We start from the raw sequence: 22,504 nt of genomic DNA on the forward strand, positions 1-22,504 counted from the left end.
GAATTGATGACGAAACGCGGATTCGGCAAACGGCTGGCTTTGGGCGCGATTCTGGCGGCACTCTCGGCGCCGTCGGTGCTGGCGCAGCAAAGCGAGGCACCGCAGAAGGCGGGGCGTCCGCTCAATGCCGGTGACGTGCTGTCGGGCGAGCTGACGGCGCTGAAGCTGAAAGGCGCCAAATCGGGCCAGCCCTCCGCCGCCTATCAGATCACCAGCGAGCCGCGCCGCCTGCCGCCGCCGAGCGGGTTGTGCAATCTCGAGACCGGACCGGAGACGTTCCAGCTCGTCACCGCGAACACGGCGCAGGCCTCGCAGCTCAAGGGCCTGCTCGGCAAGCAGATCGCGGTCAAGGTCGACGAGATCGCCTGCGCCCAGGATGCGGGGCAGATGAGCGAGGCGGTCGTGACCAAGTGGAGCTTGGTGAAGCGGTGACACTTGGGACGCTGCGAGCGCCGCCTCCTGACTTCTGCAGTCATCGCCCGGCTCGACCGGGCGATCCAGTACGCCGCGGCCCCTCGGTGGATAGCTGACGTCTCTGGAATACTGGGTCACCCGCCTTCGCGAGTGACGACAGTTGACGGTGAGGCGGCAGCTACAACTTCACCGGCCCCAAATCATCGAAATGCCCACGCCGTTGCAGCCAAGCGAGCAGCACGAGGCTCGGGATCGCGACGAGCACGCAGATGACGAAGAATGCAGGCCAGCCGGTCGCTTTCGCCACATAGCCCGCGCCCGATGACAGATAGGTTCGTCCAACCGCGGCGAGCGCGGTGAGCAGCGCATATTGGGTCGCGGTGTGCAGCGGGTTCTGGCACAGCGCAGAGAGATAGGCGACGAAGATCACGGTGCCGATCGCGCTGGTGAGGTTCTCCGCAGAGATCGCCAGCGCCAGCGCCCACTGATTGACGCCGACGATGGCGAGCCATGAGAACGACAGGTTGGCCAGCGCCTGCACGATGCCGCCGATCCACAGGCTGATGGCGAGCGAATAGCGCCGCGCGACGAAGCCGCCGGCAAAGCCGCCGGCGAGCGTGGCGGCGAGGCCGACGCCTTTCACGATCGCGGCGTAGTCGACCTTGCTGAAACCGAGATCGATCACGAACGGCGCGGTCATCGTGCCGGAGAAGGCGTCAGTGAACTTGAACAGCACGACGAAGGCGAGCGCCGTGAGCGCATCACGTCGGCCGAGGAACTCGACGAAGGCTCCGGCAGCCGCATGCATCACGCGGGTGAGCGCAGTGTCCGCACCCATCGCGGCCTCCGCCTGCTGCGACTGGGCCGGCTCGGTCGCCGCGAGGGCCGTGATCGTGCCGATCAGCACCAGTCCGGCCATCGCAACATAGCCCCACATCCAGGACGACGGACGCGTCAGCCCCGAGGTCTCGAATGCACTGACCACCACCAGTGCGCCGGCGGTCGAGACCAGCATGCCGATGCGGTAGGCGGCGACATACGCCGCCATGCCCGCGGCCTGCTCACTCTCCGGCAGGCTCTCGACGCGGAAGGCATCGACCACGATGTCCTGGGTCGCCGACATCGCGGCGACCAGCAGCGCGGCCAGCGCCACCATGAACGGCGCGTGCGCCGGGTCGGTCAACGCCAGCAGCAGGATGGCGGCGATCAGCAGCAGTTGCGCGAACACCAGCCAGCCGCGCCGCCGCCCGAAGGCGCGCGTCAGCAGCGGCACGTGCAGCGCGTCGACAAGCGGCGCCCAGAGGAATTTCAGCGTGTAGGGCGTGCCGACGAGCGCGAATAGCCCGATGGTCCCGAGGTCGACGCCGAGTTCGCGCATCCAGATCTGCAAGGTCGAGCCGGACAGGGCCAGCGGCAGCCCCGACGAAAATCCGAGGAACAGCACCACGAGCACGCGCGGCTGCAGATAGACGGCCATGCTCTCGCGCCAGGTGGGGGCTTTTGGCGCAGCCTCGGGCTTTGCGCCGGTCGCGGTGATGTCGGAAGAAGCCTCAGGTACGGTCATGGATGGGTGGTAGCAGATTTGCGCAAGAAACGCTCTCCATCTCAGCTGTCATCGTCCGCGAGCCGGGCGATGACAGTCTTGGCAAAATTCAAGCTGCGACAAGGGCGAGCTACCCAATCACTCCCCCGCCTGCACGCGTCCCGCCAGCGGAAACAAATCCGGCGCGGTGCCCGTAGCTGGCGCGATGCGTGGCGACTCCACCGGCGTGTCCTGTTTGCTGAAGTCGAGCTCCTCGATCCGCGCGGCGCGCTTCTCGATCTTGTCGGCCGAGATGAGGATCTGGCGGATGTCCTCGCCGACATCGCCGAAATGCTTCTGCAGCTTGAGCACGCGCTCGCGCAGGCGGCCGAGATCGTCCCCGAGATGGATCACCTCGTTGCGGATCTGGTCGGCGGCGTCGCGGATGCGTGCGTCCTTCATGATCTGCTGCATGACCTGGATCGCGAGCATCAGCAGCGACGGCGACACCAGCACGACGCGCGCGCGATACGCTTTCTGGATGACGTCGTCGAAGCCATCATGGATCTCGGCATAGACCGATTCCGACGGCACGAACATCAGCGCGGTGTCCTGCGTCTCGCCGACCACCAGATATTTCTCCGCGATGTCGTTGACGTGACGCAGCACGTCGGTACGCAGGCGCTGTGCGGCGGTGCGCTTCTCCTCGTCCGTCTCCGCATCATGCAGCGCGGTCACGGCTTCCAACGGAAACTTGGCGTCGATGCACAGCGGTCGCGCGTCGGGCAGGAACACGACGCAGTCCGGCCGCTTGCCGCTGGCGAGCGTGTACTGGAACGCGTAGCTGCCCTTCGGCAGTCCGTCCTGCACGATCGCCTCCATCCGCGCCTGGCCGAACGCGCCGCGCGACTGCTTGTTGGCGAGGACGTCGCGCAGGGTCGTGACCTGGGTCGTCAGCTCGCTGAGATCACGGTGGGCATTGTCGATGATGCCGAGCCGCTCGTGCAGCACGCGCAGACTATCCATGGTGTGGCGCGTACTCTGCTCCATCGACTGTCCGACGCGATGAGTCACCGCATCGAGCCGCTCGTTGACGCTGCGGGCAAGATCAACCTGCCGGCCGGCGAGCAGCTGCGCCATCGCGTCGACCCGGCCGGAGGCCTCGCTCTGGACGCGGATCATCTCGCTGAACCGATGTTCGATCTCATCGCTGCGCATCGCCTGCTGGGCCGCGAGCTCGGCGCCGCGCCGGCCGGAACGCACCACGGCCGCCACGATCATCACGAGCAGCAGCACCACCAGCACGCCAAATCCGATCAGCGCATCGCTGGCGCGGACCGGAAGGTCGCCGATCATGATGACGACAGGATTGAGGGACTGGCTGGCGGCGGTCATCACGCCCGTCTATCCGATTCGCACAAGCTCGCGAACGAAGAGAGAACATTTATGGTTAAGGCCAGGTTAAGAATCATGGTTAACGAGGCGTTGAAATTCATGGTTAGCGAAGTCTTAACCGCGCACCCTCACATTGACCGCGCCGGTTCCGCGGCTTAAATCGCGCGCCATGTCCCTAAGAGAAATCATCATCCTGCCGGACCGGCAGTTGCGGCTGGTGTCCAAGCCGGTCGAGAAGGTCACGCCGGAGATCCGGCAGCTGGTCGACGACATGTTTCAGACCATGTACGACGCGCCGGGCATCGGGCTCGCAGCGATTCAGGTCGCGCAGCCGCTGCGCGTCATCACCATGGATCTGGCCAAGCCCGACGCGAACGGCGAAGGCAAGCGCGAGCCGCGCGTCTTCATCAATCCGGAGATCGTTGCCAAGTCGGACGAGCTGTCGGTCTACGAGGAAGGCTGCCTGTCGATCCCCGAATATTACGAGGAGGTCGAGCGGCCGGCGCGGGTGCGCGTGCGCTTCACCGATCTCGACGGGCTGGTTCGCGAGGAGGATGCCGAGGGGCTCTACGCCACCTGCATCCAGCACGAGATCGACCATCTCAACGGCGTGCTGTTCATCGACTATCTGTCGAAGCTCAAGCGCGACCGCGTGATGAAGAAGTTCGCCAAGGCCGCCAAGCGCGCCAGCGAGTAACGATCAACTCTCTCCTCCGTCATGCCCGGGCTTGACCCGGGCATCCACGTCGCGCCGCGCGTTACAGGCAGCTCGACGTGGATGACCGGGACAAGCCCGGCCATGACGCGGAGGATTCGGCAATGCAGGATCTTCCACCAGATGCCGCTTCGCCTGATCTTCATGGGCACGCCGGATTTCGCCGTGCCGACCCTGCTCGAACTCGCCGGCCACGGCCACGAGATCGCGGCGGTCTATACGCGCGCGCCCAAACCCGGCGGCCGCCGCGGCCTGGCGCTGGTGCCGACGCCGATCGAGACCGAGGCGCGCCGGCTCGGCATTCCCGTGCTCACGCCGAAGACGCTGAAGACCGAGGACGCGCTGGCTGGGTTCCGCGCCCATGAGGCCGATGCCGCCGTTGTTGTCGCCTATGGCATGATCCTGCCGCAGGCGATTCTCGATGCACCGAAACTCGGCTGCTACAACCTCCACGCCTCGTTGCTGCCACGCTGGCGCGGCGCCGCGCCGATCAACCGTGCCATCATGGCAGGGGACGCTGAAAGCGGCGTGATGGTCATGAAGATGGATGTCGGTCTCGACACCGGCGACGTTGCGATGGCCGAGCGTCTGCCCATCACTGACGCGATGACGGCGTCCGATCTGCACGATCGCCTCTCGCGGATCGGTGCCGACCTGATGGTGCGCGCGATGGCGGCGCTGGAGCGCGGCGGGCTGACGTTGACGAAGCAGGCCGAGGGGGGCGTCACCTACGCTGCCAAGATCGAGAAGGCGGAGGCGCGGATCGATTGGACGAAGCCGGCGCATGCGGTGCTGCGGCACATCCACGGCCTGTCGCCGTTCCCCGGCGCCTGGAGCGAGGTCACGCTCGATGGCGAGGCGGTGCGTTTGAAGTTCCTGCGCTGCGCGCTCGCCAGCGGCGCGGGCGAGCCGGGCGCCGTGCTCGACGAGCAGCTCACCATCGCCTGCGCCGACGGCGCGATCCGCATCACCGAGCTGCAGCGCGCCGGCAAGGGCCCGATGAAGGCCGCGGATTTCCTGCGCGGCACCCCATTGAATCGCGGTGCTCGTTTTTCGTAACGCTGTCATACCCCGCGAAAGCGGGGTATCCAGTACGCCGAGACGTGCATTGTCGCGCCGAGACGTCGGCGAATACTGGATCGTCCGCCTGTGCGGGCGATGACGGCAGCAATAGACCGAATGCCCCGCTACAAGCTCACCATCGAATATGACGGCGCGCCGTTCTGCGGCTGGCAGCTGCAGGAGACCTTGCCGTCGGTGCAGGGCGCGCTCGAAGCGGCGGTGCAGGCGACCTGCGGCGTGCCCACGCGTGTGCACGGCTCGGGCCGCACCGACGCCGGCGTCCACGCTACCGGCCAGGTTGCGCATTGCGACATCGCCAAGGAGTTCCGCCCGGACAAGCTGCGCGACGCGCTCAACGCGCATCTGCGGCCGAACCCGGTCGCGGTGCTCGCCGCCGAGATCGTGCCCGACACCTTCGAAGCGCGGTTCTCCGCGCGCAGGCGGCACTACCGTTACCGGATCGTCAATCGCCGCTCCAACCTCGCGCTGGAGGTCGGCCGCGTCTGGCGGGTGCCGCAGCGGCTCGATTCCGATGCAATGCATGCAGCCGCGCAGCGGCTGATCGGCAAGCACGACTTCACGACGTTCCGCGATACCGAATGCCAGGCGAAATCGCCGGAGAAGACGCTGGATCAGCTCGACGTCGTGAGGGACGGCGATGCGATCACCATCCTCACCTCCGCCCGCTCCTATCTGCATAGCCAGGTCCGCTCGATGGTCGGCTCACTGGTGTGGGTCGGGCAGGGTCGCTGGACCGCCGATGATCTGGCCGCCGCGCTCGCCGCGCGCAACCGCGCCGCCTGCGGCGTCGTCGCGCCGCCGGAAGGGCTTTACCTCGTGAAGGTCGACTACTAATTGCGGCCGCTCCACTCGATATCGCTGCCGCGGAGACGTCCTGGATTCCTTCGCTGCGTTCGCAATGATGCGCAGAGAGGGGGTCACGCGAAGTAGCGATCGAGAATGCCGCGATAGATCTTCGTCAAGGTCGCGATGTCGGCGACCGAGGCGCGCTCGTCGATCTGGTGCATGGTCTGGCCGACCAGGCCGAACTCGATCACCGGGCAGTAGCTCGAAATGAAACGCGCGTCCGAGGTGCCGCCGGTGGTCGACAGCTCCGGCTTGCGGCCCGTCACGCTCTCGATCGCGGCGACGGCGAGCTCGGTGAACGGTCCGGGCTTGGTCAGGAACACGTTGGAGTTCGACGGCAGCCAGTCGATGCGGGCGCGGATGCGATTGCCGCAGGCCTTCGTCAGCCGCTCTTCGACCAGCGCGCGCAGCGTCTCCGGCGTATGGCAGTCATTGTAGCGGATGTTGAATTTCGCCCGCGCCAGGCCCGGGATGACGTTGCTGGCGGTGTTGCCGACATCGACGGTGGTGAATTCGAGATTCGACGGCTGGAACTGCGCGCTGCCGTTGTCGAGCGGTTCGTCCGACAAGGCCACGATCAGGCGCGAGATGTCCGGCACCGGGTTGGAGGCACGGTGCGGGTAGGCGACGTGGCCCTGCTTGCCCTCGACGATCAAGGTGCCGGACTGCGAGCCGCGGCGGCCGATCTTGATGCAGTCGCCCATGACCTCTTGATTGGACGGCTCGCCGAGCACGCAATGGTCGAACCGCTCGCCGCGCTCGGCCGCCCACTTCAACAGCTTGATGGTGCCGTTGATCGAGACGTCCTCCTCGTCGCCGGTGATCAGGAACGAGATCGAGCCCTTCGGCTGTCCGCTGTGATCGCGCAGATAGTCGAGCGCAGCCGCGACGCTGCAGGCGATGCCGCCCTTCATGTCAACGGCGCCGCGGCCATAGATGTAGCCGTCCTTCACCTCGCCCGAGAACGCCGGCAGGCTCCACGCCGCTTCATCACCGGGCGGCACGACATCGGTGTGACCGGCGAAGGTGATGTGCGGCCCGTCGGTGCCGATGCGGGCATAGAGGTTGTCGATGTCGGCCGTGCCTGCTTCGGAGAACGTCACGCGATGCGTCGTGAAGCCCGCGTCTTTCAGCAGGGCCTCGAGCACGCCGAGCGCGCCGGCATCGGCCGGGGTCACGGAGGGGCAGCGGATCAGGTCGCGGGTGATGGCGAGGGCATCGGTCATGCCTTTCGCTTAACATGCTATTTTGCCGGCGGGCTAGTGCTGCCGATTGCCGCTTCCCCTCGCGGCGGGCTCGCAACGTGCGGGGTGAACTCCAGCTCCTTGTGCTGGTTCCAGGCGGGCGCGGGCGGTCTTGGCTGGCCGGAGCGTTCGCTGGATCGGACCTTCGGCAACGGGTTGGGCCCGAAGCGATTGGTCCAGGGATCGCCGGCAAGGCAGTACAATTCGATGAAGGCCCACAGCGAGAGCAGCGCACCAGCGCCGCCCACGATCGCTGGAATGACCGTCCCGGGAATGCGCTCCGCGTACTGGTTGACCAGCCCGGGCACGACGAAGAACGGAACCGTCCACCAGCCGCTCCTGTCGCGGTCATGCAGCCGCTTGATGGCGCCTGCGGCAAACACCCAGACGAACACGGGGGTGAGGATGACGTGGAACGTGGCGGGGACGATATCGGCGCGGGTCAAGCCGCGAAAGGTGTCCGGGTCGAGGACCGCGAAGATGTCGGTCAGATTGAAGCTGAAGGCCGTCGGGCCGCCCAGCAGCCTGCTCGCGCCCGCCACCAGCGCGGCGGCAAAGACCATCCAGCAGAGCACCACCAGCAACGACAGCCAGAGCTTGGCGCGGTTGATCCGGCCGTGGAAGCGAAACAGAAACCAGGTCCAGTCCATGGACGTCCTCCGGACCGATGGCTTGGCCGGCCCGGAGATTCGTTGCCGCGGCCGCAGCCGCGGTTCAATCAGTCGCGCAACAGCTCGTTGATCGAGGTCTTGGAGCGGGTGCGCTCGTCGACGCGCTTGACGATGACGGCGCAGGCGGTGGAGGGGCCGATCTGGCCGTTCTTCATCGGCTTGCCCGGCAGCGCGCCCGGCACCACGACGGCATATTCCGGCACCTCGCCGACGAAAACCTCGCCCGTCTCGCGGTCGACGATCTTGGTCGACGCGCCCAGGAAAACGCCCATCGACAGCACCGCCCCCTTGCGTACGACCACGCCCTCGGCAACCTCCGAGCGCGCGCCGATGAAGCAGTCATCCTCGATGATCACGGGGCCGGCCTGCAGCGGCTCAAGCACGCCGCCGATGCCGACGCCGCCGGAGATGTGCACGCGCTTGCCGATCTGGGCGCAGGAGCCGACCGTCGACCAAGTGTCGACCATGGTCGCCTCGTCGACATAGGCGCCGAGATTGACGAAGGACGGCATCAGCACGACGTTCCTGGCGATGTAGGCCGAGCGGCGCACGATCGCGCCGGGCACGGCGCGGAAGCCGGCGTCGCGAAAGCGGTTCTCGCCCCAGCCCTCGAACTTCGACGGCACCTTGTCCCACCACGACGCCTGGCCGGGGCCGCCGGGGATCACGCTCATGTCGTTGAGGCGGAACGACAGCAGCACGGCCTTCTTGAGCCACTGGTTGACGCTCCACTTGCCGTCAGTGCCGCGCTCAGCGACCCGGGCCTCGCCCTTGTCGAGCAGTTCCAGCGCGCTCTCCACGGCGTCGCGGACCTCGCCCTTGGTCGTGGTCGAGACGCCATCACGGGCATCGAAGGCGCTGTTGATGGTGGATTCCAGGGCGGACAGTGACATCGGTCGATCCTCGCTTGGTCCCTGGGCAGAAAGCCGGGGACGGCCGTGTACGAGCATGGTGGGCAGGGCGGCTTTTTCGGGATTTGGACCCGGAGAGTCAAGGACGCATCGGTGGCGGGGGCCGTCCGCGCGGGAGGTGCGGCTTATCATGCTCCGTCATTCCGGGATGGTCCGAAGGACCAGGCCCGGAATCTCGAGATTCCGGGTTCGATGCTTCGCATCGCCCCGGAATGACAGCTCAATGCGTGGCGGGTTTCACCCCACCAGCCGCTGCAAGAACCCGGTCAGATCGTCCGTGACATGATCGACATGCGGATCATCGCGCCCCGCCAGCTCCCAGTCCTCGCGCACCACCTCCTTGGTGCCGTCGGGCACGACCAGCACGGTCGTCATGCCGAGGTCGTGCGGGACGACGAGATTGCGGGCGAGATCCTCGAACATCGTGGCCCTGGCAGGATCGACGTCATGGAGCTTGAGGAATTTGTCATAGGTCTCGCGCGCCGGCTTCGGCGTCAACTCGGCGGCGATGATGTCGAATACGCCGTGGAAATGCGCGGCAATGCCGAGCCGCGCCAGCACCGCGTCGACGTGGTCGAGCGAGCCGTTGGTCAGGATCAGCTTGCGCCCCGGCAGCTTCTCGATCGCCGCGCCCATCGCCGGGTTCGGCTCCAGCGGCGAGTGGTCGATCTTGTGCACGTAGGCGAGGAAGTCGTCGGCGTGCACGCCGTGCTCGGTCATCATGCCGCGCATCGTGGTGCCGTAGCGGCGGTAGTAGTCCTTCTGGATGCGGCGCGCCTCCTCCGCATCGACCTTGAGCCAGTTGGAGACGAACTCGCCGATCCTGGCATCGACCTGCTGCCACAGATTGACGTGATGCGGATACAGCGTGTTGTCGAGGTCGAACACCCAGGTGTCGACGTGATCGAAGGCGCGAGGGGATTTTGTCATGTGGGCGTCGGTCCATCCTGCCTTCGGTCATCATGCCCGGCTAGGGCGGCATATTCCGCTGTCGTCCCGGCGAACGCCGGGACCCATACCGCGGAAGCTATCTTGCGGCATGATGGCTGATGCCGATGGCCCAAACCTCGGCCGGTGGTTATGGATCCCGGCGTTCGCCGGGATGACAGCTGTGGGTGTGGTGGCAACGTGGGCAACATCGCTATGCCCATCACGGCAACCCGAAGCGCAGCGTCTTGCCGCCGCGGGTGATGTCGACGGCGGTGAATCCGGTGGCGGTGAAGCCGCGGCTCGGGCAGTCGCCCTGCTCTGATGTCTCGAACTTGTTCTCGCGGGTGCAGAGCTGCACCAGCCCGCCCCAGTTCAGCGGCTTGTTCTTCAGTTTGATGGTGCGGTTCTCATCGTCGACCGCCTCGGCGAAGCTGTAGACCTTCTTCGGCTGCCCGGTGATGTCGGGATGCAGGCATTTGCCGGCATCGATGCGGTACCAGCCGCGGCTGACCACGGTGCGGCCGTCGTCGGTGCCGACCGCCGCCATGACCTTGTGCGGGGTGTCGTTGCACCAGGTCAGCCCGGTGGGTGAGGGCGTCTGCACCGCGTCCACCATGGTCGCGAAGAAATTCGGCTGCGACACGACGTCGGATGACAGCCCGCGGCTTTTCAGGAACGCCGCGAGCGCGGCTTGCGTCTTCGGCCCGTCGACGCCGTCGATCGGCGAGGCGTCATAGCCGGCGATGCCGAGCAGCCGCTGGATGCCGGCGAGCCGCGCCTGCTCGTCGTCATATTCGGCGCTCTCGGCGAGATAGGCGATCAGGGTGCCGTCGTCGGCCTTGCTCGGCGTCACCTGCGTGAACGCCGCCGGCGTCTGACCGGTGCGGCACTGGCGGGCGGCGGCGATGACGAAATTGTCCGCCGCCACGCACAGCTGATCGTTGCCGTTCTCGGCGAGCGGCGACGCGCCGTAGAGGCTGAGCGCGCGTGCATGCAGGAGAATGCGGTCGGCGGTCATCGTCCCCTGCAGCACCACGCGGCAGGTCGCCGGATCGAGCCGGAACCAGCCGCGGGTCGCGGTTGCCGCCTTCTCGTCGATGCCGATTGCGGCCTCGACGACGTAGCTCATTCGGTTGCAGAGCTTGAGGTCGGCGCGGGCGGGGGTGAGGGAGGCGAACAAGGCCAGAAGGATCACAGTGAGGCTGAGCGGAGCGCGAGTCCGGAAGGGTTTGATACGCCCCGCTCTCTCCCCATCGTCATGCCCGGGCTTGACCCGGGCATCCATGTTTCTCGCTCCGAACTCGCCGAACAACGTGGATGGCCGGGCTGTCTGCATTGCGAAGACGCGCTCCGCGCTTTCGCCCGGCCATGACGGAGAGAGTTGGCGGGAAGTGCTCACTTGTGGATCAGCGTGCCCGTGCCCTGGTTGGTGAACAGCTCGAGCAGCACGGCATGCTGCACCTTGCCGTCCAGGATGACGACGCCCTGCACGCCCTGTTCGAGTGCGTAGATGCAGGTCTCGACCTTCGGGATCATGCCGCCGGAGATGGTGCCGTCGGCGATCAGCTTGCGTGCGTCCTTCACCGACAATTCCGGAATCAGCTTCTTCGACTTGTCGAGCACGCCGGGCACGTCGGTGAGCAGCAGGAGGCGCTTGGCCTTCAGCGCACCGGCCACGGCCCCGGCGAACGTATCGGCGTTCACGTTGAAGGTCTGGCCTTCCTTCGAGGTCGCCAGCGGTGCGAGGATCGGGATCAGCTCGTAGCCGATCAGCTGATTCAGCAGCGTCAGATCGACCTTGTCCGGCTCGCCGACGAAGCCGAGATCGACCACCTTCTCGATGTGACTGTCGGGATCGACCATGGTGCGGGTCGCCTTGACCGCGCGCACCATGTTGCCGTCCTTGCCGCACAGCCCGACGGCCTTGCCGCCGGCCTCGTTGATGTAGCCGACCAGCTGCTTGTTGATCGAGCCGGCCAGCACCATCTCGACGATCTCGATCGTCGCCGCGTCCGTGATGCGCAGGCCGGCGGCGAATTCGGAGACGATGCCGAGGCGCTTGAGCATGGTCGCGATCTGCGGGCCGCCGCCATGCACCACCACCGGATTGATCGCGGTCTGCTCCAGCAGCACGATGTCGCGCGCGAACGCTTTTGCGGTGTCCTCGTCGCCCATGGCGTGGCCGCCATATTTGATGACGATGGTTTCGTCGTCGTACTCCTGCATGTGCGGGAGCGCTTCGGACAGGATGCGGGCCTGATCGAGCGGGCTGATGGTGGTCGCGTCGGTCATGTCTGGGAGGTCTCGGCTGTCGGGGGCGTCGCGCCGCGTTCTAGCCGATTGCCGCCCGCGGCGCAAAGCGCCGGATCACGCCCGCCGCGGCCACAGCGCGCAGACCGCGAGTGCGAGCCAGCTCGCGATCTGCAAGCTACCGCCGATCGGCGCCGCGAACGGAAACAGCCGGTCGCCGGTGAACTGCCGCATCAGGAGGTCGCTGGCGAACAGGGCCGGGCCGAGCACGAAGCCGATCGCCGTGACCAGGCCGATGCGCCGATGAACCACGCCGCGCTCTGCCAGCGCGATGGTGCCGAGCAGGGCGCAGGCGTGGAACAGCAGCATGGTGGAGGCGGTCGCGAGCCGCGCTGCGTCGGGCTCGTGCGCGGCCTTGGCCGCCAGCGCGACGCCGGCGGCGCCCATCAGCCCGGCCATTGCGACCAGGATTCGCCACGGCGTCATCATGTGCTGCGCTCTTCCAGCAGCCGCACCATGGCGGCACGCAGCTCCGGCATGCCGGTGCCGGATCGCGACGACGTCGCCAGCACCTGAGGAAACGCCGCCGGATGCTTGGCGAGCGCGGCCTCGGTCTCGGCGATCCGGCTTGCGAGCTCAGCCGGCTTGATCTGGTCGGCCTTGGTGAGGACGAGCTGATAGCTGACGGCGGACCGGTCCAGCGTCTTGAGGATCTCCTGATCGACTTCCTTCAGCCCATGACGGGCATCGATCAGCACATAGACGCGGGCGAGCGAGGCGCGGCCGAGCAGGAATTTGTGGATCAGCTCGGTCCAGGACGCGACCTTGGTCTTCGCCGCGGCGGCATATCCATAGCCGGGCATGTCGACCAGCCGCAGCGGCGCATGCTCGGGCCCCTCGAAGAAGATCAGCTCCTGGGTGCGGCCCGGCGTATGCGAGGTGCGCGCGAGCGCGTTCTGGCCGGTCAGCGCGTTGATCAGGCTGGACTTGCCGACATTGGAGCGGCCAGCGAAGGCGACCTCGATCGCCCCCATCGGCGGCAGGCTTTCGATCGAGGGAGATGCATGGGTGAAGCGCCACGATTGGGCGAACAGCTTGCGGCCTTTTTCGATCAGGCGCTCGTCGGTGTCGTGGCTGGTGGTCATGACAAGGCCTCGCTCTTCGTCATGCCCGGGCTTGACCCGGGCATCCACGCCCATTGCGCGGGATATCAAAACGTGGATGGCCGGGACAAGCCCGGCCATGACGGTAGATGGTTGGTTGCTTCAGCGGCTCACGCCGCCTTACTCGTCACGCCGCTTTTTTTTTGAACGTGCCGCGGATGTTGTCGAACAACTCCACCTTCACGCCATTGCGGCGCATGATGAAGCCCTGCTGCAGCACCGAAAGCGTGTTGTTCCAGGCCCAGTAGATCACGAGGCCGGCCGGGAAGCCCGCGAGCATGAAGGTGAAGATCAGCGGCATCCAGTTGAAGATCATCGCCTGGGTCGGGTCGGGCGGCGTCGGGTTCAGCTTCATCTGGAACCACATCGTGATGCCCATGATGATCGGCCAGATGCCGAGCGCGAGGTAGTGGCCGAACAGCGGCAGCTGGGTCGGATCGAACGGGATCAGGCCGAACAGCGTAAACAGGTTTGTCGGATCCGGCGCCGAGAGGTCCTTGATCCAGCTGATGAACGGCGCGTGCCGCATCTCGATCGTGACGAAGAGAACCTTGTAGAGCGAGAAGAACACCGGGATCTGCAGCACGACCGGGAGACAGCCGGCGACTGGGTTGATCTTCTCCTTCTTGTAGATCTCCATCATCTCCTGCTGCTGCTTCATCCGGTCGTCCGGATAGCGCTCTTTCAGCGCCTGGAGCTGCGGCTGGATCGCCTTCATCTTGGCCATCGAGGCATAGGACTTGTTGGCCAGCGGGAAGAACAGGGCCTTCACCAGCACCGTCACCAGCAGGATCGAGACGCCGAAATTGCCGAAGAAGCGGAAGAAGAAGTCGAGCGCCAGGAACATCGGCTTGGTCAGGAAGTAGAACCAGCCCCAGTCGATCAGGAGATCGAAATGGTTCAGCGCGAGCTTCTGATTGTAGCCGCCGAGGCCGCCGATCGGGAAGTTGATGCCGACCACGCCGGCCTCCTTGGCGCCGGCGAACAGCCGGGTGGAGACGCTGGCCGAGCCGCCGGCCGGCACCGTCTGCGGGGTCTCGACATAGTCGGTCTGGTAGCGATGCTGGTTGTCGACCAGCTTCGACGAATAGTTTGCCTGCAGCCGCGCATCGGTCATCGGCAACAGCGCCGCCGCCCAATATTTGTCGGTGATGCCGAGCCAGCCATTGGTGACGTCGAACTTCGCCGCCTTCTCGTCGTCCATCTTCTTGTAGGTGAACTCCTGCAGGCCCTTCTCGCCGAGATAGCCGATCAGGCCTTCGTGCAGGATGTAATAGCCCGACACGTGCGGCGTGCCGTGACGCGAGATCAGGCCGTAGGGATACAGCGTCACCGGTGCGTTGCCGGCGTTGGTGACGTCGTCCTTGATGGTGAAGAGATAGTGATCGTCGACGCTGATGGTGCGCTGGAAAGTCAGGCCGTCGCCGTTGGTGGTGGTCAGCTTCACCGGGGTCGACGGCGTCAGCGCATTCGAGCCGTCCTGCTGCCAGACGGTGTTCTGGTCGGGCACCTGCACCTTGGCGCCGGCGGCGTTCACCCAGCCGAACTCGGCATAATAGGGCTCGGCGGTGTTGGACGGGGAGAACAGCACGATCGCCGGCGATTTCGGATCGACCGTCTCGCGGTACTGCACGAAGGCCAGGTCGTCGATGCGTGCGCCCTTGAGCGAGATGCTGCCGGTCAGCCGCGGTGTGTCGATCTTGACGCGCGGCGTGGCGGCGATGGCGGTGTCGCGCGGCATCACGCCGGTGCTGGTCACGGCGCCGCCCGGCGCGCTCGGGCTGCCGGTCGCGGCCGCACCCGGCTGCGGGGTGGCCGACGGCGCGGCGCTGTCAGGCTGCGTTGCCGGCGCCTGCTTCTTCGCGAGCTCGGCCTGCATCTGGGCCTGCGCGCGCTGCTTCTCCATCTGCGGTCCGTTGTAGAAGACCTGCCAAAGGATCAGCACGAGGCCGGACAGAATGACGGCGAGGATGGTGTTGCGATTGTCGGTCATCGTTTTCTTATCGTCTCGTCGTTCAATCCGGTTTGCGGGAATGCGCGTCCGGTGCGGGAGCGTTTGGCTTGTCCGCATCCGACGGCTTGCGCGGCTGCGGCTTGGCCTGCGGCCGGTCGAGGCGGCGGAGCGTCGCCTGGAGATCGGCGAGCATGGTCTGGAAGTCGCGTGACAAGGCATCCCGCCGGCCGACCAGCACGTAGTCAGTGTGCGGCCGCATCGACAGGGGATCGAGCCGTTTCACAAGCTCGCGCAGCCGCCGACGGATGCGATTACGCTCCGTGGCGGTGCCATTCTTCTTGGTGACGGTAAAGCCGATCCGGACCGGGCCCCGGTCCGGCCGTTCCCGGCGCTGGACGACGAAGGCAGGGCTGTTCGCCCGCACGCCATCGGCAACGGCGAGGAAGTCCGCCCGCTGCCGTAGCCGATCCATGATGGAAATCTCCGGGACAGACGCCCTGGCTTCAGGCGCTGAGACGCTTGCGGCCCCGGGCGCGACGCGCGGCAAGGACCTTGCGGCCGCCGGTGGTGGCGAGACGGGCGCGGAAGCCGTGACGGCGCTTGCGCACCAGTTTGCTGGGTTGATAAGTCCGCTTCACGGGTCGTTCTCCGCTGACGGGCAATTTGCCAGTTGACAACTTGCCTGCTTGAAATGTCGATTGATGTCCGATGATGTTTACGGGCCCGAAATGGACCGCTGCCGGCCCTGAAATCGAGCCGCTCCCGGGCGAGCCGGGTCATCGCGGACGGTTGGCGCGGCTTATAAGGGAGCGTCCTGCCTTCGTCAATCGCGGCAAGACGTCATAGGCGGTGCAGGGATCGACGACGCCGAGATCTCGTCAAGACCTTCGTCACCAGCCGTGGGTCAGCGTCGCGAACGACACGAGGCAGGACGAGAACGCAAGTCCCTGCGCACAAGACCCTGCGCACACGACGAAGGCAAGAATGGCTTCGGCGCGGCGGGGTTGAAGACGTTAGAGATCGTGCAGTTTCGGGTTCCATTATGAACGATTTGGAAACCGGAACATGAGCGATCCGTAATTTGACCGGACTCCGGTGCAGTCCCATCTTGCGGTCCCGTAAGGGTGGGGTGTCTCTTACAAGGGCGATACGTGACCGAGAGCGACAACCAGCCAATCCTGGAGCGCCTGCGACCGAAACGGTCGCGGCGGCTCGGCTTGTCTGGAAAGCTGCTGCTGTTGACCATTCCGCTGGTGATGATCGCGGAGGTGCTGATCTACGTGCCGGCGATCGCCAATTTCTGGACCAACCGGCTCAACGACCGCCTGGCGGCCGCAAATACCGCTGCCCTGGTGCTCGACGCCGCGCCGTCCGGCATGGTGCCGGATTCGCTGGCGCGGCAGATCCTCACCTCCATCAACGCGCGCGGCGTCGCCATCAAGATGGGCCAGCAGCGCCGTCTGCTCGCGAGCGCCGACCTGCCCGCCTCGATCGACCACGACTTCGACATGCGCGACATGACGGCGTGGTCGTCGATCGTGAACTCGCTGACGATGATGACGGAGACCGGCGACCACACCATGCGGGTGATCGGACCGGCGCCCGGCCGAGCCCAGTTCATCGAGGTCGTCACCGACGAGAAGCCGCTGCGCAAGGCGATGTACCGGTTCTCGCGCAACCTGCTCGGCGTGTCGCTGCTGCTGGCGGTGCTGACCGCGGCGCTGGTCTATCTTGCCCTGCATTTCCTGTTCGTGCGGCCGATGCGGCGTCTCACCGCGAGCCTCGTCGGCTTCCACGAAAATCCGGAGAGCGTGGCGCGAATCATCGTGCCGAGCCAGCGTTCCGACGAGATCGGCGTCGCCGAGCGCGAGCTCGCCGACATGCAGCGCGACCTCGTCTCGATGCTGCATCAGAAGAGCCGGCTCGCCGCGCTCGGCCTCGCCGTGTCCAAGATCAACCACGATCTGCGCAACCTCTTGGCCTCGTCGCAGCTGCTGTCGGATCAGCTCGCCAGCGTGCCGGATCCGCGGGTGCAGCGCTTCGCGCCGAAGCTGATGCGCTCGCTGGAGCGCGCCATCGCGTTCTGCCAGTCGACGCTGTCCTACGGCAAGGTCCAGGAGCCGGCGCCGGACCGCCGCATGGTGGTGGTCGAGCCCGTCGTCGCCGAGGTGCGAGAGACCGCCGGCCTGTCGCCGGATGCCTCGATCACCTGGATCGCGGCGATCGAGCGCGGGCTGAAGATCGATGCCGATCCCGACCAGCTGTTCCGCGTGCTGCTCAACCTGGTGCGCAATGCCGCCCAGGCCCTGGACAGCCTCGCGGCGGACGCCGGCGTGCGCCAGATCCGCATCACCGGCCGCCGCGAAGGCGGGGTGGCGATCCTGGAGGTCTCGGACACGGGTCCCGGTGTCCCGGCGAAGGTGCGGGAGCACCTGTTCGAGGCCTTCCGCGGTGCCGGTCGTCCGGGCGGCTCGGGGCTGGGCCTTGCGATTGCGGCCGAATTGGTCCGGGCCCATGATGGCGACATCCAACTGGTCGAAGGGACCCTGGGGGCGACCTTCCGAATCACGATCCCCGACCGTCCTGTCGAGTTGCAGACCTTCTGGACCGAGCGCGCCAGCGCCTGAACCCGATCGGCCTCACCTGCCATTCCGGCGGGCGATGCCGCAGGCGTCGAGCCCGGAACTCCTGGCGTGTCGGAACGAAGCCCGTCCGCTCCGGCCATGCCGAACCGCGCCGGCGCGTCTGCGGAAAAATGGTCGCAAAATGTCCCGCTCCAGCCTTGCCAAGCGGTCTCCGAGCCGTTAGTCAGGGGCCCTTCGCGAGGCCTGCCGGCGTTTGCCGCTCCGGCCTTCCGGGATCCGGCCACTGGCCCGGAGCCTGCCAAATGCGAAAAACGCGCCCGTAGCTCAGCTGGATAGAGCATCAGACTACGAATCTGAGGGTCGGACGTTCGAATCGTTCCGGGCGCGCCATTTGCCGATGATCCACACCACGTTCAGTTCGCACGTCCATCGCTTCCGATCGATGCGTCGATCGGCGGATCTCGGGTGCGCAGGAGAGCAATCTTGAGTCGCTTCTGGTCCGAGCTCGTTCATCGGCTGTCGCCCTATGTGCCCGGCGAGCAGCCGCAGATCCCGGGCCTGGTCAAGCTCAACACCAATGAGAGTCCGTTCGGGCCCTCGCCGAAGGCGATCGGGGCCATACGGGCCGCCGCGGCCGACACCTTGCGCCTCTATCCCGATCCCCAGGCAACGCGGCTGCGCGAGGCCCTCGCGGCCTATCACAAGGTCTCACCCGAGCAGGTGTTCGTCGGCAACGGTTCGGATGAGGTGCTGGCGCATGCCTTCGCGGCGCTCCTGAAGCAGCCGGCGCCGCTTCTGTTCCCTGACGTGACCTACAGCTTCTATCCGGTCTACTGCCGGCTGCTCGGAATCGACTACGCGACCGTTCCGCTCGATGCCGAGATGCGCGTGCGTATCGACGATTATGTCGGCCGTCCCGGCCCGGTGATCATCGCCAATCCGAACGCACCGACCGGAATTGCGCTGTCGCGTGCCGAGATCGCACGGCTGGTTGCTGCCCGCAGCGACGCGGCCGTCGTCATCGACGAGGCCTATGTCGATTTCGGCGCCGAGACCGCGATCCCCTTGATCTCCGAGCATCCCAACCTGCTGGTGGTGCAGACGATGTCGAAATCGCGCGCGCTCGCAGGACTCCGCGTCGGCTACGCGATCGGCGACGCCGCGCTGATCGAAGGCCTGACGCGGGTCAAGGACAGCTTCAACTCCTACCCGCTCGGCCGCCCCGCCCAGGCCGGCGCGATCGCCTCGATCGAGGACGACGCCCATTTCCAGCAGGCGCGCTCGGTCATCATGAAGAACCGCGCGGACCTCACCGCCGCGCTGGTTCGTCTCGGCTTCGAGGTGCTGCCGTCCAGCGCCAATTTCGTCTTCGCCCGGCATCCGGACCATTCCGGCCAGGCGCTGTCCGCAGCGTTGCGCCAGCGCGCCGTGCTCGTCCGCCATTTCACCGCCCCGCGGATCGCGGACTATCTGCGTATCACCATCGGCTCGGAGACGGAGCTCGCGCGGCTGACGGACGCGCTGCGCGAGGTGTTGGCGCAGAATGGTTGAGGGCCGTGGCTGAGACGACGATCGGTCGGAGCCGATCCGCCACGGCCGGCACACTTTGCGACGTCTGGATGCCATTGCTCCAAGACATCAGGCCCGAATCGCGCGCGCAATCGCCAGTAGCCGCGGCACCTGCACCTCAATGTCCGCCGCCACGTCGCGGTCGAGCCTGTCGCGCCAGCACGCAGGAATCGCCGCCAGCCCATAGGTGGCGCCGGCCAGCATGCCCGCGAGCGCACCGGTCGTGTCGGCATCGCCGCCCTGGTTGACGGTCTGCACAAGGCATTCGGTGAACGAGTTGGCGGCAAGATAGTGGTGCAGCACGGTCTGCATGGTGTCGACGACGAAGGCCGAGCTCCGCCCCGGATAGGGGACGAAGCTGAAGGCGCGGTGCTTGCCGATCAGAGCATCGGCTTCGCGGCGGACGGCGTCCTGGCCCTCCCCCAGCAGCAAGGCGTGAGTCATGCGCACCAGCGCGATGCAGGCGCCGTCCGACAGCGGATGATGGTGCGTGGCGCGTGCCTGCGCCAGCGTCCACGTCTCGGCGTTGTCCGGTGCCTCGAGCGTCGCGAGCGCCACCGGCAGCACGCGCATCGCCGCGCCATTGCCGGCGTCGCCTTCGGCGTAGACGCCTTCGACCGTGCCGTGCATGACGTAGCGGCGGATGCCGCGGCGGCAGGTGTTGCCGACATCGGCCGGCCCGGTCCGGAGCCAGGCGGCAAACTCCTCGCAGACGTCGCGCGCGTCGAAGCCGCGCTTGCGGATCAGCGAGCGTCCCAGCGCCAGCGACATCTCGGTGTCGTCGGTGACCTCCCCCGGCCTGAGCTTGAGCCAGCCGCCGCCGATGATGTCGCGATGCACGCCGTATTGCGCGACGATCTCGCCTCGGGTCATGAACTCGACGGTGGCGCCGAGTGCGTCGCCGATGGCAAAGCCGAGATAGGCCGCGAGCGCGCGTTCCTCGACGTCGGGTGCGGTCATGCTGTGATCCGCTCACACATAGTCGACGCTCACGCGGTAGTCGCCGCCGATCACGAGGTATTCGCCTTCGCCCTTCAGCGCATGTGACGACAGCAGGCCGTTGAAGAACACGATCTTGCTGACGGGAATCCGCGCGGTGAGGATCATGTCGCCGAAGCAGCCCGCAGTGTCGCGGTCGGAGGAGAACGAGACGAGGTTGTTGAGCCGGACCACCGCCTCGCGCCGCGTTGTTCGCGCCACGATCCAATGCTCGTCGAACGAATTGACGCCGCGATGCAGCGTCAGATGCGTCTCGCCTGGAAAGGCGAAGCGGCGGATCGCCCATTGGCAGAATTCGAACAGCAGATCGAGCTGCACCCAGATCGCATTGTTGTGGAAGCGGCTCGACATCTTCTCCTGGACATAGGTCGTCCAGGCCCGGCTTGCCACGCGTTCGATGATCTCCTTGTGGTAGGACGGACCGAGGCCGAACCGGCTCTCGACCCAGCCCTTGAGCACGGCGCCCTCCGGGCCGTTGCTGTCGAAGCCCCAGCCCTGGATCAGCCGCAGGAAGGACGAGCGGAAACGCCGCTGGCCGCCGGACGTCGTGGCGCGTTGCTCGGGATCGAGGCCGAACATCGCCATCATGTAGGCCGAGAAGGCCTGGCCGGCCTCGTTGAGATGCTCCGCCTGTGCGAGCATCGTGAACAGGCTGGGGTTCATCTCGGTGACGCCCCAGATGTGCAGCGGCGCCGCGCTGTCGTTGAAGGCGCAGCTCGCCAGCCATTCCGAGGGACGTCCCACGAGATTGGTCGAATGGCCGATGCCGCGCCGTGCTTCGTCGTTCATGACGCGCATGATGCCGCGTCGGATGCGAACAGGAAAGTCTACGGCGGTGACACCGGCGAAGAGCGATTGATTGTCAGCTGCAGCCGCCGCAGCCGCCGCCACCACCACCACCTCCTCCTCCTCCGCAACCGCCACCGCCGCAACCACCGCCGCTGCTGCTCAGCGCCTTGGATGTTGCCAGCACCGAAGCGTAGGCGGTGCCGGACAGCACCGCCGCGCCGGTCAGTGCGACGGCCAGTAGCAATTCATGCTCGCGCGGGGCGCGGGCTGCGCGCGCATGCGTCGCCTGATAGCTCCGCAGCACCTCGTTGCCGGCGTATGTGCGGGAGGGCGCCTTTGCGATCATCGCCGCGCCCAGCGCCGTAAGACCGAGTAGTAGTATTAGAAAGCCTACGTCGTGTTGCCGCGAAGCGCCGACGAGGACCTTGATCAGTCCGAACAGGATGAGCGCGCCGACGAACGGCAACACGGCCTTGCGGAATGCCACCATCTGGCTGTCGGTCGGTGCATAGCCGAGAGCCTCCAGCCGCGCCTGAATGCGGGCCGTAAGTGGCGCAAGCGCCTGCTGGAATTCCTGCCGTGTCATCTCCGGGCGGAATGCGAGCCGCGGCGGACGGTCCATCAGCGCCGCCAGCGACGTCTGATCAGTCACTGTTATCTTGTGATCGCGGGCGGTGAAGGTTGCTGCGCCGTTCGCAGCGAAGCCGAGCAGCACGGTATCGCCGAAACGTGGCGCGCCGCCGGCGAGATAGGCCAGCTCGAGCTCGTTCAAAGGCGGCTGGGGCTTGGCCGCGGCCGGGCCGATCGTGCCGCGTAGGGCGAAGGCCTTGAGGAAAATGATGGCGCCGAGAACGATGTAGACGAGTAGGAATGGGCCGGCCGTCCAGTCGAACGGATTGAGCGCCATATTCATCTCCTGAACAGCCGCCGCAGCCATGCGCGGGGCCGGGGCAGAATGAGCCAATGGGTGAGGTCGGTGACGTGATAGCGCGGTCCGGCGAAGCGGATGTGTGTCGCAGGCCACAGATCGGGGCTGGGCGGACCGAAGAAGCGTTCATGCAGTGCCAGCGTCTCGGCATATTGCCGGCGGTAGGTCATCTGCGCCTGCGGTCCGCCGGGCGTCGGATCATGATGCAGCGGGGCCTGGAGCCGTTCGCCGCACCAGATCACCCAATAGTCGCGCGAATAGATCAGATGCTGGTGCCAGACCTCGTCAACCACCTCGCTGGGCGTCACCGGCGTCGGCGAAACCATCGCGAGAAAGCAGAAGCGGCGATAGGCCTCGATCGCGGCCCGGGCCTCATCGAGGCTCCAGCCATGGTCGCGCGCCAATCGCTGGGTGAAGTTGAACGGCGTATCCGGCTCGAAATCATGCGCGGCAATGCGCTGCCATAAGTCCTGTCGCGCAGGTGCCCAGTCCGGCTCGTCGGCCTGGACATCGACCTTGACCTGCGCGCGTCGCAC

At 66.4% G+C, this 22,504-nt stretch carries 23 protein-coding genes and 1 tRNA gene; 7 read left to right on the top strand and 17 right to left on the bottom strand.

The annotated features are described in order from the left end of the window. Positions 1-6 precede the first annotated feature (6 nt). The gene (locus tag QW887_RS29870; protein ID WP_315715350.1) at positions 7-432 is read left to right on the top strand and encodes a hypothetical protein; all 426 of its coding nucleotides are present in this window, start codon (positions 7-9) and stop codon (positions 430-432) included. Positions 433-592: 160 nt separating this feature from the next. Here the strand turns inward: QW887_RS29870 and QW887_RS29875 are convergent, their stop codons facing one another. Continuing rightward, positions 593-1,978, bottom strand: a complete 1,386-nt coding sequence (locus tag QW887_RS29875; protein WP_315825865.1) for an AmpG family muropeptide MFS transporter — start codon at positions 1,976-1,978, stop codon at positions 593-595. A 117-nt stretch (positions 1,979-2,095) separates the two neighbouring features. Continuing rightward, complete coding sequence (locus tag QW887_RS29880; protein ID WP_315752210.1) at positions 2,096-3,331, bottom strand: DNA recombination protein RmuC; 1,236 nt, start codon at positions 3,329-3,331, stop codon at positions 2,096-2,098. Positions 3,332-3,500: 169 nt separating this feature from the next. Here QW887_RS29880 and def point away from each other — a divergent pair, with 169 nt between their 5' ends. The 3 genes from def (at position 3,501) to truA (ending at position 5,963) form a co-directional block, all read left to right on the top strand. Beyond that, positions 3,501-4,028, top strand: coding sequence for a peptide deformylase (def, locus tag QW887_RS29885; RefSeq protein ID WP_315715353.1), 528 nt, complete (start codon positions 3,501-3,503; stop codon positions 4,026-4,028). Between the two features lie 141 nt (positions 4,029-4,169). Further along, entirely contained in the window at positions 4,170-5,105 is a 936-nt protein-coding gene (fmt, locus tag QW887_RS29890) for a methionyl-tRNA formyltransferase (protein ID WP_315825867.1), read from the top strand. A gap of 120 nt (positions 5,106-5,225) precedes the next feature. Continuing rightward, entirely contained in the window at positions 5,226-5,963 is a 738-nt protein-coding gene (gene truA, locus QW887_RS29895; RefSeq protein ID WP_316192254.1) for a tRNA pseudouridine(38-40) synthase TruA, read from the top strand. A gap of 83 nt (positions 5,964-6,046) precedes the next feature. Here the strand turns inward: truA and dapE are convergent, their stop codons facing one another. From dapE to rpmH, 11 genes are all read right to left on the bottom strand, one after another. Beyond that, a complete protein-coding gene (gene dapE / locus QW887_RS29900) occupies positions 6,047-7,201 on the bottom strand; it encodes a succinyl-diaminopimelate desuccinylase (protein ID WP_316195683.1) in 1,155 nt (384 codons plus the stop codon). Between the two features lie 17 nt (positions 7,202-7,218). Next, a complete protein-coding gene (locus QW887_RS29905; RefSeq protein ID WP_315825869.1) occupies positions 7,219-7,869 on the bottom strand; it encodes a DUF805 domain-containing protein in 651 nt (216 codons plus the stop codon). Positions 7,870-7,937: 68 nt separating this feature from the next. Then, positions 7,938-8,783: a 2,3,4,5-tetrahydropyridine-2,6-dicarboxylate N-succinyltransferase gene (gene dapD / locus QW887_RS29910; protein ID WP_316186629.1), complete on the bottom strand. Its 846-nt coding sequence runs from the start codon at positions 8,781-8,783 to the stop codon at positions 7,938-7,940. Positions 8,784-9,038: 255 nt separating this feature from the next. Continuing rightward, on the bottom strand, positions 9,039-9,731 hold the full coding sequence (locus QW887_RS29915; protein ID WP_316192255.1) for a pyrimidine 5'-nucleotidase: 693 nt from the start codon (positions 9,729-9,731) through the stop codon (positions 9,039-9,041). A gap of 220 nt (positions 9,732-9,951) precedes the next feature. Then, entirely contained in the window at positions 9,952-11,016 is a 1,065-nt protein-coding gene (locus QW887_RS29920; RefSeq protein WP_316192256.1) for a DUF1036 domain-containing protein, read from the bottom strand. Between the two features lie 110 nt (positions 11,017-11,126). Next, the gene (argB, locus tag QW887_RS29925; RefSeq protein WP_012047096.1) at positions 11,127-12,023 is read right to left on the bottom strand and encodes an acetylglutamate kinase; all 897 of its coding nucleotides are present in this window, start codon (positions 12,021-12,023) and stop codon (positions 11,127-11,129) included. Between the two features lie 75 nt (positions 12,024-12,098). Beyond that, a complete protein-coding gene (locus tag QW887_RS29930) occupies positions 12,099-12,470 on the bottom strand; it encodes a DUF423 domain-containing protein (protein WP_315752203.1) in 372 nt (123 codons plus the stop codon). Beyond that, entirely contained in the window at positions 12,467-13,126 is a 660-nt protein-coding gene (gene yihA / locus QW887_RS29935) for a ribosome biogenesis GTP-binding protein YihA/YsxC (protein WP_316192257.1), read from the bottom strand. Before yihA ends, QW887_RS29930 begins: the two co-directional genes overlap by 4 nt. Before the next feature lie 145 nt (positions 13,127-13,271). After that, positions 13,272-15,137: a membrane protein insertase YidC gene (gene yidC, locus QW887_RS29940; protein ID WP_315715362.1), complete on the bottom strand. Its 1,866-nt coding sequence runs from the start codon at positions 15,135-15,137 to the stop codon at positions 13,272-13,274. A 22-nt stretch (positions 15,138-15,159) separates the two neighbouring features. Next, on the bottom strand, positions 15,160-15,570 hold the full coding sequence (gene rnpA / locus QW887_RS29945) for a ribonuclease P protein component (RefSeq protein WP_315715363.1): 411 nt from the start codon (positions 15,568-15,570) through the stop codon (positions 15,160-15,162). A 31-nt stretch (positions 15,571-15,601) separates the two neighbouring features. Next, positions 15,602-15,736 (bottom strand): 50S ribosomal protein L34, encoded by a 135-nt coding sequence (gene rpmH, locus QW887_RS29950; protein WP_006609582.1) that lies wholly within the window; start codon positions 15,734-15,736, stop codon positions 15,602-15,604. Between the two features lie 513 nt (positions 15,737-16,249). Here rpmH and QW887_RS29955 point away from each other — a divergent pair. The 3 genes from QW887_RS29955 to hisC all read left to right on the top strand — a co-directional run bounded on the left by QW887_RS29955 (position 16,250) and on the right by hisC (position 19,234). Further along, the gene (locus tag QW887_RS29955) at positions 16,250-17,725 is read left to right on the top strand and encodes a HAMP domain-containing sensor histidine kinase (RefSeq protein WP_315715364.1); all 1,476 of its coding nucleotides are present in this window, start codon (positions 16,250-16,252) and stop codon (positions 17,723-17,725) included. A 271-nt stretch (positions 17,726-17,996) separates the two neighbouring features. Continuing rightward, a tRNA-Arg gene (locus tag QW887_RS29960) sits at positions 17,997-18,073 on the top strand. A 93-nt stretch (positions 18,074-18,166) separates the two neighbouring features. Continuing rightward, positions 18,167-19,234 carry a histidinol-phosphate transaminase gene (hisC, locus tag QW887_RS29965; protein ID WP_315715393.1) on the top strand — a complete coding sequence of 356 codons (1,068 nt, stop codon included), beginning with the start codon at positions 18,167-18,169 and terminating at the stop codon, positions 19,232-19,234. An 87-nt stretch (positions 19,235-19,321) separates the two neighbouring features. On the opposite strand, the gene draG is transcribed toward hisC, so the two are convergent. From draG to QW887_RS29985, 4 genes are all read right to left on the bottom strand, one after another. Further along, on the bottom strand, positions 19,322-20,212 hold the full coding sequence (gene draG, locus QW887_RS29970; RefSeq protein WP_316167279.1) for an ADP-ribosyl-[dinitrogen reductase] hydrolase: 891 nt from the start codon (positions 20,210-20,212) through the stop codon (positions 19,322-19,324). A gap of 12 nt (positions 20,213-20,224) precedes the next feature. Continuing rightward, positions 20,225-21,049 (bottom strand): NAD(+)--dinitrogen-reductase ADP-D-ribosyltransferase, encoded by an 825-nt coding sequence (locus tag QW887_RS29975; protein ID WP_315752314.1) that lies wholly within the window; start codon positions 21,047-21,049, stop codon positions 20,225-20,227. Positions 21,050-21,113: 64 nt separating this feature from the next. Next, the gene (locus QW887_RS29980; protein ID WP_316195686.1) at positions 21,114-21,947 is read right to left on the bottom strand and encodes a TIGR04222 domain-containing membrane protein; all 834 of its coding nucleotides are present in this window, start codon (positions 21,945-21,947) and stop codon (positions 21,114-21,116) included. Positions 21,948-21,949: 2 nt separating this feature from the next. Next, positions 21,950-22,504 (bottom strand): hypothetical protein, encoded by a 555-nt coding sequence (locus QW887_RS29985; RefSeq protein WP_315752198.1) that lies wholly within the window; start codon positions 22,502-22,504, stop codon positions 21,950-21,952.

Origin of the sequence: Bradyrhizobium sp. SZCCHNRI3052, from assembly GCF_032484895.1 — a bacterium.
GTDB lineage: Bacteria > Pseudomonadota > Alphaproteobacteria > Rhizobiales > Xanthobacteraceae > Bradyrhizobium.